General features: G+C 71.7%; 15 protein-coding genes and 2 pseudogenes. 9 read left to right on the top strand and 8 right to left on the bottom strand.

Features of this window, described 5'->3' with window-relative positions:
• Window positions 1-191: 191 nt before the first annotated feature.
• The 5 genes from ACIQ6R_RS04340 (at window position 192) to ACIQ6R_RS04320 (ending at window position 5,280) form a co-directional block, all read left to right on the top strand.
• On the top strand, window positions 192-1,127 hold the full coding sequence (locus ACIQ6R_RS04340) for a cellulose-binding protein (RefSeq protein ID WP_121749238.1): 936 nt from the start codon (window positions 192-194) through the stop codon (window positions 1,125-1,127).
• A 96-nt stretch (window positions 1,128-1,223) separates the two neighbouring features.
• Window positions 1,224-2,213, top strand: a complete 990-nt coding sequence (locus tag ACIQ6R_RS04335) for an ABC transporter ATP-binding protein (RefSeq protein WP_404218588.1) — start codon at window positions 1,224-1,226, stop codon at window positions 2,211-2,213.
• Window positions 2,210-2,986: an ABC transporter permease gene (locus ACIQ6R_RS04330; RefSeq protein ID WP_404170529.1), complete on the top strand. Its 777-nt coding sequence runs from the start codon at window positions 2,210-2,212 to the stop codon at window positions 2,984-2,986. The genes ACIQ6R_RS04335 and ACIQ6R_RS04330 overlap by 4 nt, the downstream gene beginning before the upstream one ends.
• A gap of 141 nt (window positions 2,987-3,127) precedes the next feature.
• Complete coding sequence (locus ACIQ6R_RS04325; RefSeq protein WP_404218586.1) at window positions 3,128-4,414, top strand: ABC transporter ATP-binding protein; 1,287 nt, start codon at window positions 3,128-3,130, stop codon at window positions 4,412-4,414.
• Entirely contained in the window at window positions 4,411-5,280 is an 870-nt protein-coding gene (locus ACIQ6R_RS04320) for an ABC transporter permease (RefSeq protein ID WP_404170523.1), read from the top strand. The genes ACIQ6R_RS04325 and ACIQ6R_RS04320 overlap by 4 nt, the downstream gene beginning before the upstream one ends.
• A gap of 6 nt (window positions 5,281-5,286) precedes the next feature.
• On the opposite strand, the gene ACIQ6R_RS04315 is transcribed toward ACIQ6R_RS04320, so the two are convergent.
• Window positions 5,287-5,619: an ATP/GTP-binding protein gene (locus tag ACIQ6R_RS04315; RefSeq protein ID WP_404170520.1), complete on the bottom strand. Its 333-nt coding sequence runs from the start codon at window positions 5,617-5,619 to the stop codon at window positions 5,287-5,289.
• Between the two features lie 255 nt (window positions 5,620-5,874).
• Here ACIQ6R_RS04315 and ACIQ6R_RS04310 point away from each other — a divergent pair, with 255 nt between their 5' ends.
• Entirely contained in the window at window positions 5,875-6,903 is a 1,029-nt protein-coding gene (locus ACIQ6R_RS04310; protein WP_404218584.1) for an LLM class flavin-dependent oxidoreductase, read from the top strand.
• Window positions 6,904-6,982: 79 nt separating this feature from the next.
• On the opposite strand, the gene ACIQ6R_RS04305 is transcribed toward ACIQ6R_RS04310, so the two are convergent.
• The gene (locus tag ACIQ6R_RS04305; protein WP_055421911.1) at window positions 6,983-7,375 is read right to left on the bottom strand and encodes an SCO5389 family protein; all 393 of its coding nucleotides are present in this window, start codon (window positions 7,373-7,375) and stop codon (window positions 6,983-6,985) included.
• A gap of 279 nt (window positions 7,376-7,654) precedes the next feature.
• Between ACIQ6R_RS04305 and nucS the strand changes: the two genes are divergently transcribed.
• Window positions 7,655-8,326, top strand: coding sequence for an endonuclease NucS (gene nucS / locus ACIQ6R_RS04300; RefSeq protein WP_375914539.1), 672 nt, complete (start codon window positions 7,655-7,657; stop codon window positions 8,324-8,326).
• Between the two features lie 88 nt (window positions 8,327-8,414).
• Here nucS and ACIQ6R_RS04295 read toward each other — a convergent pair whose 3' ends face one another.
• From ACIQ6R_RS04295 to ACIQ6R_RS04280, 4 genes and pseudogenes are all read right to left on the bottom strand, one after another.
• Window positions 8,415-11,075, bottom strand: a complete 2,661-nt coding sequence (locus tag ACIQ6R_RS04295; RefSeq protein WP_404218582.1) for an ATP-binding protein — start codon at window positions 11,073-11,075, stop codon at window positions 8,415-8,417.
• Window positions 11,076-11,354: 279 nt separating this feature from the next.
• Window positions 11,355-11,678: an STAS domain-containing protein gene (locus ACIQ6R_RS04290; RefSeq protein WP_003973611.1), complete on the bottom strand. Its 324-nt coding sequence runs from the start codon at window positions 11,676-11,678 to the stop codon at window positions 11,355-11,357.
• 172 nt (window positions 11,679-11,850) lie between these two features.
• Window positions 11,851-12,699 carry a 3-hydroxyacyl-CoA dehydrogenase family protein gene (locus ACIQ6R_RS04285; protein WP_404170512.1) on the bottom strand — a complete coding sequence of 283 codons (849 nt, stop codon included), beginning with the start codon at window positions 12,697-12,699 and terminating at the stop codon, window positions 11,851-11,853.
• Between the two features lie 136 nt (window positions 12,700-12,835).
• Window positions 12,836-12,961 (bottom strand): annotated as a pseudogene (locus tag ACIQ6R_RS04280) (TetR/AcrR family transcriptional regulator); the annotation flags it as partial.
• On the opposite strand from ACIQ6R_RS04280, the pseudogene ACIQ6R_RS04275 reads away from it, so the two are divergent.
• Both ACIQ6R_RS04275 and ACIQ6R_RS04270 read left to right on the top strand, forming a co-directional pair.
• Window positions 12,959-13,126, top strand: a pseudogene (locus tag ACIQ6R_RS04275) (ABC transporter permease); the annotation flags it as partial. The pseudogenes ACIQ6R_RS04280 and ACIQ6R_RS04275 overlap by 3 nt on opposite strands.
• A 16-nt stretch (window positions 13,127-13,142) precedes the next feature.
• On the top strand, window positions 13,143-13,715 hold the full coding sequence (locus tag ACIQ6R_RS04270; RefSeq protein WP_404170509.1) for a cob(I)yrinic acid a,c-diamide adenosyltransferase: 573 nt from the start codon (window positions 13,143-13,145) through the stop codon (window positions 13,713-13,715).
• Here the strand turns inward: ACIQ6R_RS04270 and ACIQ6R_RS04265 are convergent.
• Both ACIQ6R_RS04265 and ACIQ6R_RS04260 read right to left on the bottom strand, forming a co-directional pair.
• The gene (locus tag ACIQ6R_RS04265) at window positions 13,712-13,903 is read right to left on the bottom strand and encodes a DUF5708 family protein (RefSeq protein WP_404170506.1); all 192 of its coding nucleotides are present in this window, start codon (window positions 13,901-13,903) and stop codon (window positions 13,712-13,714) included. The two genes, ACIQ6R_RS04270 and ACIQ6R_RS04265, sit on opposite strands and share 4 nt — an antisense overlap.
• A complete protein-coding gene (locus tag ACIQ6R_RS04260; protein WP_404170503.1) occupies window positions 13,900-14,487 on the bottom strand; it encodes a hypothetical protein in 588 nt (195 codons plus the stop codon). The genes ACIQ6R_RS04265 and ACIQ6R_RS04260 overlap by 4 nt, the downstream gene beginning before the upstream one ends.
• Window positions 14,488-14,521 lie beyond the last annotated feature (34 nt).

Genomic DNA, 14,521 nt, shown 5'->3' with positions numbered 1-14,521 from the left:
GATGTGCACTGGAGATCTTTGACCTGTTCCCTGGCAACACCCTTGACCAGAACTTTGGCAAGCCATCCGTGGGCCGGCCACCCAAAAGAGGTGTCATTCTCCGTATCAAACGTGCATCCGCTCGATGACACACCGCATTGGCGCCTAGGATTCCCTCTATCACCTCACCGGTCTCTTTCGACAGGAACCCCATGAGCGACACTTCCCCCTACGGCTTCGAGCTTGTGCGGCGTGGGTACGACCGCGCTCAGGTGGACGAACGTATCTCCAAGCTCGTCTCCGACCGTGACAGCGCTCTCGCCCGCATCACCGCTCTGGAAAAGCGCATCGAGGAGCTCCACCTCGAGACCCAGAACGCCCAGGCCCAGGTCAACGACGCCGAGCCGTCGTACGCCGGTCTCGGCGCCCGGGTCGAGAAGATCCTGCGGCTCGCCGAGGAAGAGGCGAAGGACCTGCGCGAGGAGGCTCGGCGCGCGGCCGAGCAGCACCGCGAGCTCGCCGAGTCGGCGGCCCAGCAGGTGCGCAACGACGCGGAGTCGTACGCCGCCGAGCGCAAGGCCAAGTCCGAGGACGAGGGCGTCCGGATCGTCGAGAAGGCCAAGAGCGACGCCTCGCAGCTGCGTTCCGAGGCGCAGAAGGACGCGCAGTCCAAGCGCGAGGAGGCGGACGCCCTCTTCGAGGAGACCCGCGCCAAGGCCGCGCAGGCCGCCGCCGACTTCGAGACGAACCTCGCCAAGCGCCGCGAGCAGTCCGAGCGCGACCTGGCCTCCCGTCAGGCCAAGGCCGAGAAGCGCCTCGCGGAGATCGAGCACCGCGCGGAGCAGCTTCGCCTGGAGGCGGAGAAGCTGCGCACGGACGCCGAGCGCCGCGCCCGCCAGACCGTCGAGACGGCGCAGCGCCAGGCCGAGGACATCGTGGCCGACGCCAACGCCAAGGCGGACCGGATCCGTTCGGAATCGGAGCGCGAGCTCGCGGCCCTCACCAACCGCCGCGACTCCATCAACGCGCAGCTGACCAACGTGCGTGAGATGCTGGCGACCCTCACGGGCGCCGCGGTGGCCGCCGCCGGCACGCCGGCCGAGGACGAGCCGGTCTCCCGCGGGGTGCCGGCCCAGCAGTCCCGCTGACCCCGGGCCTGCGCCGGCCGAACAAGTAGGGAACAAAGTCGAAGCCTTCTGTCACTGGGGTGGCAGAGGGCTTCGTCCCGTTCTAGCGTGGGCGCCATGATCGAGCTCGAGGGGCTGACCAAGCGGTACGGCGAGAAGGTGGCGGTCAACAATCTCTCCTTCACCGTCAGACCCGGCATCATCACGGGTTTCCTCGGACCGAACGGCGCGGGCAAGTCGACCACCATGCGGATGGTGCTGGGCCTGGACCGGCCCACCGCCGGGGACGTCCGGATCGACGGCAAGCACTACGACCAGCTCAAGGACCCACTGACGTACATCGGCGCGCTGCTGGAGGCCAAGGCCTGGCACGGGGGGCGCAGCGCCTACAACCACCTGCTCTGCCTCGCGCAGAGCAACGGCATTCCGGCGACCCGGGTGCGCGAGGTGCTGGACACCGTCGGGCTCTCGGCGGTCGCCCGGAAGAAGACCAAGGGTTTCTCCCTCGGCATGGGCCAGCGGCTCGGCATCGCCGGCGCGCTGCTCGGCGACCCGCGGATCCTGATGTTCGACGAGCCGGTCAACGGCCTCGACCCCGAGGGCATCCACTGGATCCGCAACCTGATGAAGACGCTGGCCTCCCAGGGCCGTACGGTCTTCGTCTCCTCCCACCTGATGAGCGAGATGGCGCTGACGGCGGACCATCTCGTGGTCATCGGCCAGGGCAGGCTGCTGGCGGACACCTCGATGGCCGAGTTCATCGCGGAGAACTCGCGCAGCTACGTCCGGATCCGCACTCCGCAGCGCGAGCGGCTGCTCGACGTACTGCACGGGGACGGCATCACGGTCGTGGAGACCGGGTCCGAGGTGCTGGAGGTGGACGGCGACAAGTCGGAGGCGATCGGGGAGCTGGCGGCGCGGCACCAGATCGTGCTGCACGAGCTGAGCCCGCAGCGTGCCTCGCTGGAGGAGGCGTTCATGCAGCTGACCGCGGAGTCCGTGGAGTACCACGCGCACGACGGGCAGCCGCCCGGTGCGGTGCCGCCACAACAGCAGCAGGGACAGCAGGGGCAGCAGCAGTGGGGCAGCGACTGGAGGAAGGGATGAGCATGGCGGCGACACAGGTCGTACGGTCCGAGTGGACCAAGATCCGGTCGGTCGCGTCCACGGTGTGGACGCTGGGCCTCGCCGTGGTCGTCACCATCGCCCTCGGCATGCTGATCTCGGCGCTGTCGAAGAGCGAGTTCGGCAACATGAGCGAGCAGGACCAGCTCACCTTCGACCCGACCTTCATCAGCTTCGCCGGGACGAGCCTCGGCCAGCTGGCGATGATCGTGTTCGGGGTGCTGGTGGTGGCGAACGAGTACAGCTCCGGCATGATCCGCACCTCGCTGGCCGCCGTCCCGCGACGCGGCACCTTCCTGTTCAGCAAGATCGCGGTGGCCACCGCACTCGCCCTCGTCGTGAGCCTGGTCACCAGCTTCGCCACCTTCTTCCTCGGACAGGCGATGCTCGGCGATCTCAAGGCGTCGATCGGCGATCCGGGCGTGCTGCGCGCGGTCATCGGCGGCGGCCTGTACATGACGCTCATCGCGATGTTCTCGATGGGCGTCGCCGCGATGCTGCGCTCGCCGATGCTGTCGCTGGGCATCCTGATGCCCTTCTTCTTCCTGATCTCCAACATCCTGGGCAACGTCCCGGCGACGGAGAAGGTCGGCCGGTTCCTGCCCGACCAGGCCGGCAGCAAGATCATGCAGGTGGTCGCGCCGATCGACGACGACGTCCCCTACGGCCCGTGGGGCGGCCTCGGGATCATGGCACTGTGGGTGATCGCGGCCCTCGTCGGCGGGTACGTTGTGCTGAAGAGGCGGGACGCCTGAGGACCGGGCAGACGCTGGAGGTGTTCCGTCCGAGCCCGGATTTTGCCCGGGCTTGAACGGAACCGTCAGCGTCTCGATATCCTCCTAACCCTTACGGGGGCGTGTGCCCTGCTGTCCTGAACCTTCCGATGGGTGCGGAGCATGATCGAGGCTGTCGGCCTGACCAAGCGCTACGGCGACAAGACCGCTGTGTACAACCTCTCCTTCCAGGTGCGGCCCGGCGCCGTCACCGGCTTCCTCGGGCCCAACGGCTCGGGCAAGTCGACGACGATGCGCATGATCCTCGGCCTGGACAACCCCACCGCCGGGCACGTGACCATCGGCGGCCACCCCTACCGCAAGCTCCCCAACGCCGCCCGCCAGGTCGGCGCGCTGCTCGACGCCAAGGCGGTGCACGGCGGCCGGGCCGCCCGCAACCACCTGCTGAGCCTGGCCCAGCTGTCGGGCATCCCGGCCCGGCGCGTGGACGAGGTGCTCGGCGTGGTCGGCCTCCAGGACGTGGCCAGGCGGCGTTCCAAGGGCTTCTCCCTCGGCATGGGCCAGCGGCTCGGCATCGCCGCCGCGCTGCTCGGCGACCCCCAGGTGCTGCTGTTCGACGAGCCGGTCAACGGCCTCGACCCCGAGGGCATCCACTGGGTGCGCAACCTGATGAAGGCGCTCGCGGCGGAGGGCCGTACCGTCTTCGTCTCCTCGCACCTGATGAGCGAGATGGCGCTGACCGCCGACCACCTGATCGTCATCGGGCGCGGCCAGCTGCTGTCCGACATGAGCGTGAAGGACTTCATCTCGGCCAACTCCGCCGACTTCGCGCGCGTGCGGACGCCGGACAGCGAGCCGCAGCTGCGCGAGAAGCTGACGTCCGCGCTGACCGAGGCGGGCGGGCACGTCATGTCCGAGCAGGACGGCGCGCTCCGGGTGACCGGGCTGCCGCTCCCCCGGATCAGCGACATCGCGCACGGCAGCGACGTACGGCTGTGGGAGCTGTCGCCGCACCAGGCCTCGCTGGAGGAGGCCTACATGCGGATGACCCAGGGCGCCGTCGACTACCGGTCGACCGCCGACCAGAAGGCCGGGCTCCAGCAGCCGCTGCCGCCCGGCGCGCAGCCGCCGATGCCGGTGCCCGGACAGGGCCAGCCCGGCTGGTACGCCCCGCCGCCGCCCCAGCAGGGCGGTCAGCCCTTCCCCGTGCCCCAGGGCGCGCCGGGCCAGGCCCCGGCGGGACCGTACGGCGCCCCGGCCGCGCCCGGTGCGGCGCCGGGCAGGCAGCCCGCCAACCCGTACGCGGCACAGCAGCCCCCGCAGGCACAGCAGGCCCCGCCGGCCCCGCAGGCGCCCGCTCCGGTCCCCGCGCCGCCCGGCGCCGCCCCCTCGCCCACTCCCACCTCCGCGCCCGTCACCGACCCGAGCAAGCCCGAGGACGCCCGATGAGCACGCCCCAGCCCCCGACGCAGCAGGCCGCACCCGACTGGCAGGCGGCGCCCGGGTCGCCGTACCCCACGTACACGTCACCGATCCCGGTGGTGCGCACGCACCTCGGGCACGCGCTCGCCTCCGAGTGGACGAAGATCAAGTCGGTGCGCTCGACGATGTGGACGCTGGGCGTGTTCGTCCTGCTGGTCGTCGGCATCGGCCTGCTGACCGGCCTGGTGGTGGCGAGTTCCTCGTCCGACCTGGCCGGCGAGCCCGCGCTCAGCCTCGGCTTCTTCGGCCTGCTGCTCGGCTGCATCTGCCTCATCACCCTCGGCGTGCTGACCACCGCCTCGGAGTACGGCACCGGCATGGTGCGGACCACGATGACCGCCTGCCCCAGCCGCGGCCGCGTCCTCGCCGCCAAGGGGATCGTGTTCTTCGTGGTGGCCTTCGTGGTGACGCTGGTGTCCGTCTCCCTCATCGGCCTGCTGCACGTGGCCATGCTGGAGGGCAACGGCGCCTCGGACCCCAGCGGCGCGGAGTGGTTCAAGGGCACCGTCGGCGTCTCTCTGTACGTGGCGCTGCTCGGGCTGCTCTCGCTGGCCATCGGCTCGGTCATCCGCCACTCGGCGGGCGCCATCACGATCATGATCGGGCTCCTGCTCGCCCCGCTGGTGATCGCGCTGTTCATGTTCTCGGAATCGCTGAAGGACGTGCAGCAGGCACTGTTCGAGTACTCGATCCCCAACCAGATGAGCATCTTCTACGCCAACTCGCTCAGCGATTCCGGCCCGTCCGGCTGGGACCCGCTGTGGATCATGCTCGGCGTGACGGCCGCCGCGTTCGCCGGCGCGTTCGCGCTGCTGGAGAAGCGGGACGTGTAGGACGGCTCAGAACCTCGGCGCGTTACGGGACCGCTGCACCCGCGTGGTGCGGCGGTCCTTCGCGTTCCAGCAGGACTTGTGCCAGTGCCGGCGCTCGTCGACGCCCGAGTGCGCCGGCCAGGCCACCACGTGCGGGACACCGTCCGGGATCAACTGGTCGCAGCCCGGGCAGCGGTACGACTTCCCCTGCGCGCTCGCGCCCGCCACGTGCCGTACGCTCCAGGCCTCGCCCTGCCAGCTCTCCGACGACTGCCAGCCGCCGTAGCGGCCGGAGCCGTCGTCCTCGGCGCTCCGGCCGGACGAACCGGCTCCCTTGGGTCGGTTGCGACGCGGGGACACAGGACACCTCACGGAGCTATACAGGGAATACGGGCGGCGTCCAGCCTACGCGGCACGGACAGGGGTACGCGTACGTCGCCAACCGCCGCATCTCCCCCGTACGGAGCCGTCGCGGGGGCCGCCACCGGCCCTCCACAACGGCTGATTCTGCAGACAATCCGCAAATCTCTCCGCCCGGCCGTGTCCTCGGCACGTGTCAGACGGTTATGCCCTGTGGGGGAGCTCCGGGTCGGAGCCGAGGAAGCAGGAAGAGCAATGCGTGTAGGAAGTTTCGTGTTGGGCGCCCAGTTCCCGGGCCAGGGCCAGGGGGAGGCGCTGCATCGCGCGGTCCGCTCCGCCGAGGCCGCCGAGGAGGCGGGGCTGGACACGGTCTGGCTGGCCGAACACCACTTCGTGCCGTACGGCACGTGTCCGTCGGCCGTGACCCTGGCCGCACTGCTGCTGGGCCGTACCCGCCGCATCCGGGTCGGCACCGCGGTCAGCGTGCTGCCCACCACCCACCCCGTGACCCTCGGCGAGCAGGCCGCGCTGCTCCACGTCACGAGCGGCGGCCGGTTCTCGCTGGGCGTGGGCCGGGGCGGCCCGTGGGTGGACCTCGAGGTCTTCGGCGCCGGCCTGGAGGCGTACGAGAAGGGCTTCCCGGAGTCACTCGATCTGCTGGTCCGCTGGCTGCGCGAACCGGCCGTCGGCGCCCGCGGCGAACGCTTCCGGTTCCGCGAGGTGCCCGTCGTCCCGCGCCCGTCGGAGTCCCTGACGGAGGGCGCGGGCCCCGAGGTCGTCGTCGCCTGCACGTCCCCGGCGAGCGTGCGCATGGCGGCCGAGCGTGGGCTGCCGATGCTGCTCGGGATGCACGTCGGGGACGAGGAGAAGGCCGAGATGGTCGCCCTGTGGCGGCAGCACGCACGCGCGGCCGGCCGGCCGGCGGCGGAGATCCACGGCGCGGCCCATGTCTCGGCCGGCGTGTGCCAGATCGCGGACCGGCGCGTCGACGCGGCGGAGACCCTGCTCAAGGCGATGCCCGGCTGGCTGCGTCAGGGCCTGGGCGCCCACGTCACGGTGGACGGCCGCGCCCGGCAGATGCGCGACCCGCACGCGTACACCGAACTGCTCTGCGGACTGCACCCGGTGGGCCCGCCCCGGCTGTGCGCGGACCGGCTCGCGGCGACCGGCGAGCGGACCGGCATCCACCGCTTCGCCCTGCTCGTCGAGGGGTCCGGAGACCTCGCGGCGACCGAGGAGAACGTACGGCGGCTCGGCGCCGAGGTCCTCCCCCAGCTCCCCTGAGGCAGCGGGCGGGGCGCTTGCCGCTCCGGTACAGAACTGCACCTCCCGCGTACGGAACGGCAAGCGGACGACCGTGGCGTCAGCAGTCGCGGAACTCGGGCGACTGGTTCAGCACCTGGCTGCGTACCGAGGTGAAGCGGGTCAGCTTCTCGTCGACAGAGGAGTCCAACGGGAACACCGCCACCCGGTGGCAGTTCTGGAAGGCCAGCCGCACCCCGAAGTGCCGCTGCAGTGCACCGCGTATGGCGTCACTCGCCAGCGCACGCAGCAGCTGGCCGCGCGCCTGCTCGTCCGGCGGGGGCGTCTGGTTGTCGGCGAACGCTCCGCCGTCGACCTTCAGCTGTGCCACCAGGGAGCTGACCATCTCCCATGCGTAAGGCAGGGAAGTCCGGACGCAGTCGACGAAGGCTGCTTCGTCGACCTCGCCTCGCTCGGCCTGTTCGAGTAGGGCCGGTGAGACGTCGAGCGACATGGGTTCTCCTCTCGCACCCCCGACTGGCAGGGGTTGCCGGACAGTTGACGGGAGCGCGATTTCGAACACGCTGAGTACACACCTCGCGACCTCCCGTTCAATACCGTAAGCAACCGATCGAGACCGCACCAGGAGAATGCCCATATGGGCACCATCCGGTAGGCGCACAATCGGCCAGTGCGCAAGACGGGGCCAATGGGAGAAGTGGGACAGCACCCCGGACCGCCGGGGCACGGGCGAATCGCGCCGGGCCCGGCACGTCGAGTAGCGTTGCCGACCATGCGTCTCGTCATTGCCCGCTGCTCCGTCGACTACGCCGGGCGGCTCACCGCCCACCTGCCCTCGGCCCCCCGGCTGATCCTGGTCAAGGCTGACGGCAGCGTCTCGATCCACGCCGACGACCGGGCCTACAAGCCCCTCAACTGGATGTCGCCGCCCTGCACCCTGAAGGAGGGCACGGGCGAGGAGGAGGGCGTCTGGACCGTCGTCAACAAGGCGGGCGAGAAGCTCATCATCACGATGGAGGAGGTCCTCCACGACTCCTCGCACGAGCTGGGCGTCGATCCGGGCCTGATCAAGGACGGCGTGGAAGCGCACCTCCAGGAGCTGCTCGCCGACCGTATCGAGACGCTGGGCGAGGGCTACACGCTCATCCGCCGCGAGTACATGACCGCCATCGGCCCCGTCGACATCCTGTGCCGGGACGCCGAGGGCCGGACCGTAGCGGTCGAGATCAAGCGGCGCGGCGAGATCGACGGCGTGGAGCAGCTCACGCGCTACCTGGAGCTGTTGAACCGCGACCCCCATCTCGCCCCGGTGCGCGGCGTCTTCGCCGCCCAGGAGATCAAGCCGCAGGCCCGCGTGCTCGCCACGGACCGCGGCATCGGCTGCCAGGTGCTGGACTACAACGCCATGCGGGGCATCGAGGACGACAAGCTGCGGTTGTTCTGAGCGGGCGTCACATACGACGTACGGGAGGGCCGGGTCCGTGTGCGGACCCGGCCCTCCCGCGCTGTGTCCCGTGCTCGGCCCGGGCGCGTCAGATGATCTGACCCGTCGCCGGGCTCGAGCCGCCCGGCGTCCCCGTGCCGGTGCCCGTGCCGCTGGTCGCGGTGCTGCTCTGCGAGGCGGTCGCGGTGCCCGCGGGGGAGCTGGCGGTGGTGGGGGGCGCGCCGGGGCCGCTGGCCGTGTCGGACGTCTCCGGGGTCGACGGCGGCGGCGTCGTCTCCGTCTCGGTGGGCGCGGGTGTGGTGGGCTCCTCGGTCTCGGTCGGCGTACCGGGATCGGTCGGCTCGGTGTCCGTGGGCCTCGGCGTCGTCGGCTTCGTCGAGGGCGAGGTCGGCGGCTTGCTCGACTCGTCCGGCGAGCCCGGGTCGTCCGGGCTCTCGCTGTCGCCGGGCTCACCGGTGCTGCCCGGGCTGCTCGGGCCGTCCGACGGGCCGGCCGACTCGCTCGGCGTCGGGTCGTCCGACGTGCCGACGGTGCCGTCCGGACCGGGGTCGGTGGGCCGGCCGGTGTCTCCCGGGTTCGCGCCGTCGTCGGACGGCCGGTCCGCGCCCAGGCTGCCGTCGTCGACACCCTGGCTGGCCGACGGGTTGACACCGACCTGGTCCGACGGATCGCCGGCGTCGTTCTCCGACGTGGCGCCGAGGGTCACCACCGTGCCGAGCACGGCGACGAGCAGCGCACCCGCCCCGGCGGCGACGAGATTGCGCCGTGCGAAGCCCTTGATGCCGACGCCCGCCCTGCGGGACGGCCCGGCGCCCGCTTCCCGGCTGGTGACCAGGGTCGGCGACTGCGGGAGCGGGAGCGGCTGGAGGGGCGGGAAGGGCGCGGGTACGCCCGCGGGCGGTGACGCCGACTCCTCGTTGCGGGCGTCGGGCACCTCCTCCCCCGCGGTCGGGCCGAGGCCCGCGACGCCGAGTCCGGCGACGGCCCCCGCTCCGCCGAACGCGCCCGCGCCGGTGCCGAGCCCGGGGGTGTCCCCGCTCCGGTCGGCGACCAGCGCGAGGGCACGGCGGCCCGCGACGGCGCCGCGCTTGTCGGAGAGCGCGCCGCGCAGCCCGATGGAGGCCTCCAGCTCGGCGCGGGCCCGGTCGAGGTGTCCCTCGCACAGCGCGAGGACGCCGAGCTCGTGATGGAAGTAGGCCTGTTCCGCGACGTCACCGGCGAGCCGGGAGGCCTCGGTGCCGGAACGCAGCGCCCGTTCCCAGGCGCTCCAGTGCAGTCCGGCGGCGAACGCCGGTGCCGCGGTGCGGGCCAGCTGGACGGCGGGGCTCTCCTCGTCGTCCGCCGGCGGGGTTGTCGCCGGCCCCAGCACGGCCAGGGCGGCCAGCACGGCGTCCGCCTCGGAGCAGACCCGCTCCGGGGTGACCGAGGGGTGCCCGGCCCACCAGGCGTAGTGCTGGGCGGCGGCCAGGGCCCGTTCGCGTACGTCGTCGGCGTAGCCGGCGCTCTCCAGCTGGGTGAGGACCCCGGCGGCGAGCCGGTAGCGGGAGCCGACCGGCGAGACCAGTCCGCAGTCGGTCAGCTCGCCGAGGGCGGCGTCCGCGTGGGTGTCGCCGACCAGCGCGGGCAGATGCGCCTGGTGCGGCACCTCGCCGCCGAGCGCGACGGCGAACTCCAGGGTGGTGCGGGCGGAGGCGCTGAGCCGGGAGGCGAGCAGTGGCGCGGGCGCGGCGGCCTCACCGAGGGACGGCAGGGGTACGTCGTCGGCCTCGGCGGCGTCGTAGGGCGCGTCGTCGGCCGGACGGGCGTCGACGAAGACACCGAACTCGTCGACGGCGTCGGCACCCGCCCGCTGCCGGTCGCGCCGGCGCAGCAGGGCACCGGCCTGGACGAAGCGCAGCGGCAGACCCTCGGACTCGAACCAGAGGTCGCCGGCCCAGTTGGCCTCCTCCTCGGTGAGGGACCGGCCGGCGGCGCGCTCCAGCAGCTCCACGCCGTCCGAGCGGTCCAGGCCGGTGAGGAAGACCTCCTCGACGGCCGAGTCGGCCAAGGGCGCGGGCACGTCCGGGGTCGCGCCGATGAGGAAGGCGCACTCGGGGGTGGCGTCCAGCAGCTCGTCGAGGGCGGTGCCGCCGAACTCGACGTCGTCCAGGACGACGACCGCGCCGACCTCCCTCAGTCGGCCGAGCAGTTCCTCCCGGTCCGGGCGGTGCAGGGGCGCGCGGTGGACGGCGTGGAAGAGGTCGTACAGAAGGTCGTCGGCCGTGCGGCGGAAGCCGCTGAGCCGCACGACGCCGTCGGGTGCGAGGCCCGCGCAGTCCTCGGCGACGATGTCGAGGAGGCTGGTGCGGCCGGAGCCGGCGGGGCCGGTGAGGCGGACGGAACGGCCGCGGGCGAGCAGCCGCACCAGGCGTTCGCGTTCGTCCTCGCGGGCCAGCAGGCCGAGCACGGTCCGGACCGGCCCCGGCGGCAGGGGCGGCCTCGCGGCGCGCTCCGCCTCGGCGCGTTCGGCCGCGGTGAGCTTCTCGGGCCGGGCGGGCCGCTCCCCCGGCGGGCAGACCTCGATCTCACTGCCGTCCACGGGATTGACGGTGAGCAGGAAGTCGCCGGACACCAGCTGCACCGTGCGGGCGAGCGCGGGCGCGTGCTGTCCGAAGTCGGTGGTCAGGGGGTCCCTGGGCGGGCGTGGGCGCGGCGCCTGGTGGCCGCCGTCTCGGCCGTGCTCCTCGGGTCCCCGGTTGTTCGGGTCCATAGGTTCAAGCCCCCCAAAAGCGTCGTGTGCAGGGCCCCGGTCGGGACCACCCTCTCCCGGCCTTGCCGCACACCGCGCTGTCGCTTCTGGTCCGGGCCCGCCAGATGGGTTCGCAAGATGGCGGGCAGCCAGACCCTAAACCTTCGCTCAGTATCTCCGACAGTCCGGGGTACCGACCCGTCCGAGACGTCACAGTCTCGTGAGGATTGCGCGCGTCGGGCGTTTCGCCGGGCGGTGTCCGGGTCTCCCCGGTCCACCGGGTCACACCGGCCCGCGGCATCACACCCTGGGCAGGGTCTCCACGCCGATGCCGCCCTCGATGGCCAGGATCCGGTGCAGCCGGGTGGCCACCAGCAGGCGCTGCATCTGCGGTGGTACGCCGCGCAGCACCAGCCGCCGGCCGCAGCGTCCGGCCCGCCGGTGGGCCCCCATGATCACGCCGAGTCCGGTGGCGTCCCAGGAGTCCAGTTCGGACAGGTCCAGCACCAGGTCGCCGACTCCGTCGTCGACGGCCGAGTGCAGGACCGTACGGGCGTCCGCCGCGCTGCGGACGTCGAGGCGGCCCCCGACGACCAGCTCGACGTGGTCGCCCCTGATGTGCATATACGCTCCCCGGCGTGCGTCTTTGTCGTCTCTTCGTTTCTTCGTTGTGGTCTCTCGGCGATATCAGGTGTTGCAACCTCTGACTGGCCGAAACGATCGGAGGTTGCCGCCTGTAAGCGAACCGATACCGAATTCACCCCGGCGTGTGACGTTTCCCGGGGCCGATGCGACCTCAGTGCTTGTAGAAGCCCTGCCCGCTCTTGCGGCCGATGTCACCGGCGTCCACCATCCGGCGCATCAGCTCCGGCGGGGCGAACTTCTCGTCCTGGGACTCGGTGTAGATGTTGCCGGTGGCGTGCAGCAGGATGTCGACGCCCGTCAGGTCGGCGGTGGCCAGCGGTCCCATGGCGTGGCCGAAGCCCAGCTTGCAGGCGAGGTCGATGTCCTCGGCGGTGGCGACGCCCGACTCGTACAGCTTCGCGGCCTCGACGACGAGGGCGGAGATGAGGCGGGTGGTCACGAAGCCGGCGACGTCGCGGTTGACGACGATGCAGGTCTTGCCGGTCGACTCGGCGAACTCCCGTGCGGCGGCGAGCGTTTCGTCGCTGGTCTTGTAGCCGCGCACCAGCTCGCACAGCTGCATCATCGGGACCGGCGAGAAGAAGTGGGCGCCGACGACCCGCTCGGGGCGCTCCGTCACGGCCGCGATCTTGGTGATCGGGATGGCGGAGGTGTTGGACGCGAGGATCGCCTCGTCCTTCACCAGCTTGTCGAGGGCGCGGAAGATCTCGTGCTTGACTTCCAGCTTCTCGAAGACGGCCTCGACGACGACGTCCGCGTCGGCGACGGCGTCCAGGTCGGTGGTCGCGGTGATGCGCGCGAGGGCTGCCTCGGCGTCGTCGGCGGCGAGCTTGCCCTTGGCGACGAACTTGTCGTACGAGGCCCTGATGCCGTCGGTGCCGCGCCGCAACGCCTCGTCGGTGACATCGCGCAGGACGACGTCCCAGCCCGCCTGGGCGGAGACCTGGGCGATTCCGGACCCCATGAGACCGGCTCCGATGACGGCGAGCTTCCGTGCCACTGTGCGACTCCCCTGATACGCGCTGTTTCTCTTCTCTCGGCCGGAGATTAGCGGGCGTGAGGGGCTGTGTGACCGGTTAGTAACGCGCGTCACGTCTCAGATGACGGACATCACACCGAGGGCTGCCGTTCGGGTGTCAGCCCGCTCCCCGTACGGCGTAGTTGGGCACCTTCTCGCTCAACAGCTCCTCCGTTTCGTCCAGCAGCGGGACGTCGCGGGAGACCTCCGACGGTTTCCCGCCCGCGAGCTCGCGCTGTCCGATTCACTCTCGCACCTGATGCCGTTCCGCCATCCGGTCGACGCGGTACGGGAGGCGTGCGTCGGCGGCCACGCGACGGCGCACATGCGGTACGGCGTCCTGGCCGCCGTCGCCTTCACCGCGCCGGCCGTGACGGTGGGCACACGCGTGTTCCGTACCGCCGGAGCCTCACTACCCTGGCCCCATGGTCAACCTGACGCGCATCTACACCCGGACCGGCGACCAGGGCACCACCGCCCTCGGCGACATGAGCCGGGTCCCCAAGACCGACCTCCGGATCTCCGCGTACGCCGACGCCAACGAGGCGAACGCGGTGATCGGCACGGCGATCGCCCTCGGCGGCCTGCACGAGGAGGTCGTCGAGGTCCTCGTCCGCGTCCAGAACGACCTGTTCGACGTCGGCGCCGACCTGTCGACGCCGGTGGTGGAGAACCCGGAGTACCCGCCGCTGCGGGTCGAGCAGTTCTACGTCGACAAGCTGGAGGCGGACTGCGACCGCTTCCTCGCCGAGGTGGAGAAGCTCCGCTCCTTCATCCTGCCCGGCGGCACGCCCGGCGCCGCCCTGCTGCACCAGGCGTGCACGGTGGTCCGGCGGGCCGAGCGCTCCACGTGGGCGGCGCTGGAGGTGCACGGCGAGACGATGAACCCGCTCACCGCGACCTACCTGAACCGCCTCTCGGACCTGCTCTTCATCCTCGCCCGCGTGGCCAACAAGGAGGTCGGGGACGTGCTGTGGGTGCCGGGCGGGGAGCGCTAGGCCTGTCGGCGCGCCGACCGGAACAGGCTCCACGCGGTCTGCGCGCCGCCGACGCACATCATCACGATCCCGACCTTCGGCAGGTCGACGACGGGGACCTCCACGTCCCCGGCGAAGAGCCAGAGGGCGAGGCCGACCACGAAGGTGGCGCCGCCCTCCCACAGGTTCCGCTCCGGCAGGTACCTCATCGGTGCGCTCCTTCCTTCTCCGGCCGATGCCCGGCCGTGCCCTCCGGCGTTCCCGCCGGGTCCTTCTTCGGCCAGATCAGGTATCCGAGGGCCACCAGGCCGTGGATGGCGGCGACCCTGACGGCCACCCACTGGAAGGCCCGCAGCGACGACACGTCTCCGTCGCCGACGTACCAGACCGCGCCCTGGAGCAGCGCGCACGCCACGGCCGCGCCCAGCAGGGTGCGCAGCCACAGCCGGCCCTCGTGGGCGGCCCGCGCCCTGCCGTAGCGCGGAGGCTTCACCGGGGGCGGGCCGCCGCCCAGTCGGTGGGCGGCGTGGCCGTCGAGCCAGCGGATCGTGTAGTGGCCGTACGCGACCGTGTAGCCGATGTACAGCGCCGCCAGGCCGTGCTCCCAGCCCGGCGCGGCGCCGTTCTTGAGGTCGATCGCCGTCGCGGCGAACAGCACCAGTTCCAGGACGGGCTCGCACAGCAGCAGGAACACGCTGGTGCGCCGCCATTTCAACAGGTAGCGGGCGGCGAGTCCGAGCGCCAGCAGCACCCAGAAGCCGACCTCACAGGCGATGATCAACGCGACGACCATGACGTGCTCCCTTCGTTCACCCTTCCAGGCTCCC

This window comes from Streptomyces sp. NPDC096048 (assembly GCF_044763415.1).
In the GTDB taxonomy this organism is placed as follows: domain Bacteria; phylum Actinomycetota; class Actinomycetes; order Streptomycetales; family Streptomycetaceae; genus Streptomyces.
Note: the sequence above shows the minus strand (reverse complement) of the source record. Positions and strands in the feature narration are given on the sequence as shown.

Coding starts and splice junctions, on each gene's coding strand:
- ACIQ6R_RS04340 (WP_121749238.1), top strand. CDS start 192: ATGAGCGACACTTCCCCCTACGGCTTCGAGCTTGTGCGGCGTGGGTAC.
- ACIQ6R_RS04335 (WP_404218588.1), top strand. CDS start 1,224: ATGATCGAGCTCGAGGGGCTGACCAAGCGGTACGGCGAGAAGGTGGCG.
- ACIQ6R_RS04330 (WP_404170529.1), top strand. CDS start 2,210: ATGAGCATGGCGGCGACACAGGTCGTACGGTCCGAGTGGACCAAGATC.
- ACIQ6R_RS04325 (WP_404218586.1), top strand. CDS start 3,128: ATGATCGAGGCTGTCGGCCTGACCAAGCGCTACGGCGACAAGACCGCT.
- ACIQ6R_RS04320 (WP_404170523.1), top strand. CDS start 4,411: ATGAGCACGCCCCAGCCCCCGACGCAGCAGGCCGCACCCGACTGGCAG.
- ACIQ6R_RS04310 (WP_404218584.1), top strand. CDS start 5,875: ATGCGTGTAGGAAGTTTCGTGTTGGGCGCCCAGTTCCCGGGCCAGGGC.
- ACIQ6R_RS04305 (WP_055421911.1), bottom strand. CDS start 7,375: ATGTCGCTCGACGTCTCACCGGCCCTACTCGAACAGGCCGAGCGAGGC.
- nucS (WP_375914539.1), top strand. CDS start 7,655: ATGCGTCTCGTCATTGCCCGCTGCTCCGTCGACTACGCCGGGCGGCTC.
- ACIQ6R_RS04295 (WP_404218582.1), bottom strand. CDS start 11,075: ATGGACCCGAACAACCGGGGACCCGAGGAGCACGGCCGAGACGGCGGC.
- ACIQ6R_RS04290 (WP_003973611.1), bottom strand. CDS start 11,678: ATGCACATCAGGGGCGACCACGTCGAGCTGGTCGTCGGGGGCCGCCTC.
- ACIQ6R_RS04270 (WP_404170509.1), top strand. CDS start 13,143: ATGGTCAACCTGACGCGCATCTACACCCGGACCGGCGACCAGGGCACC.
- ACIQ6R_RS04265 (WP_404170506.1), bottom strand. CDS start 13,903: ATGAGGTACCTGCCGGAGCGGAACCTGTGGGAGGGCGGCGCCACCTTC.
- ACIQ6R_RS04260 (WP_404170503.1), bottom strand. CDS start 14,487: ATGGTCGTCGCGTTGATCATCGCCTGTGAGGTCGGCTTCTGGGTGCTG.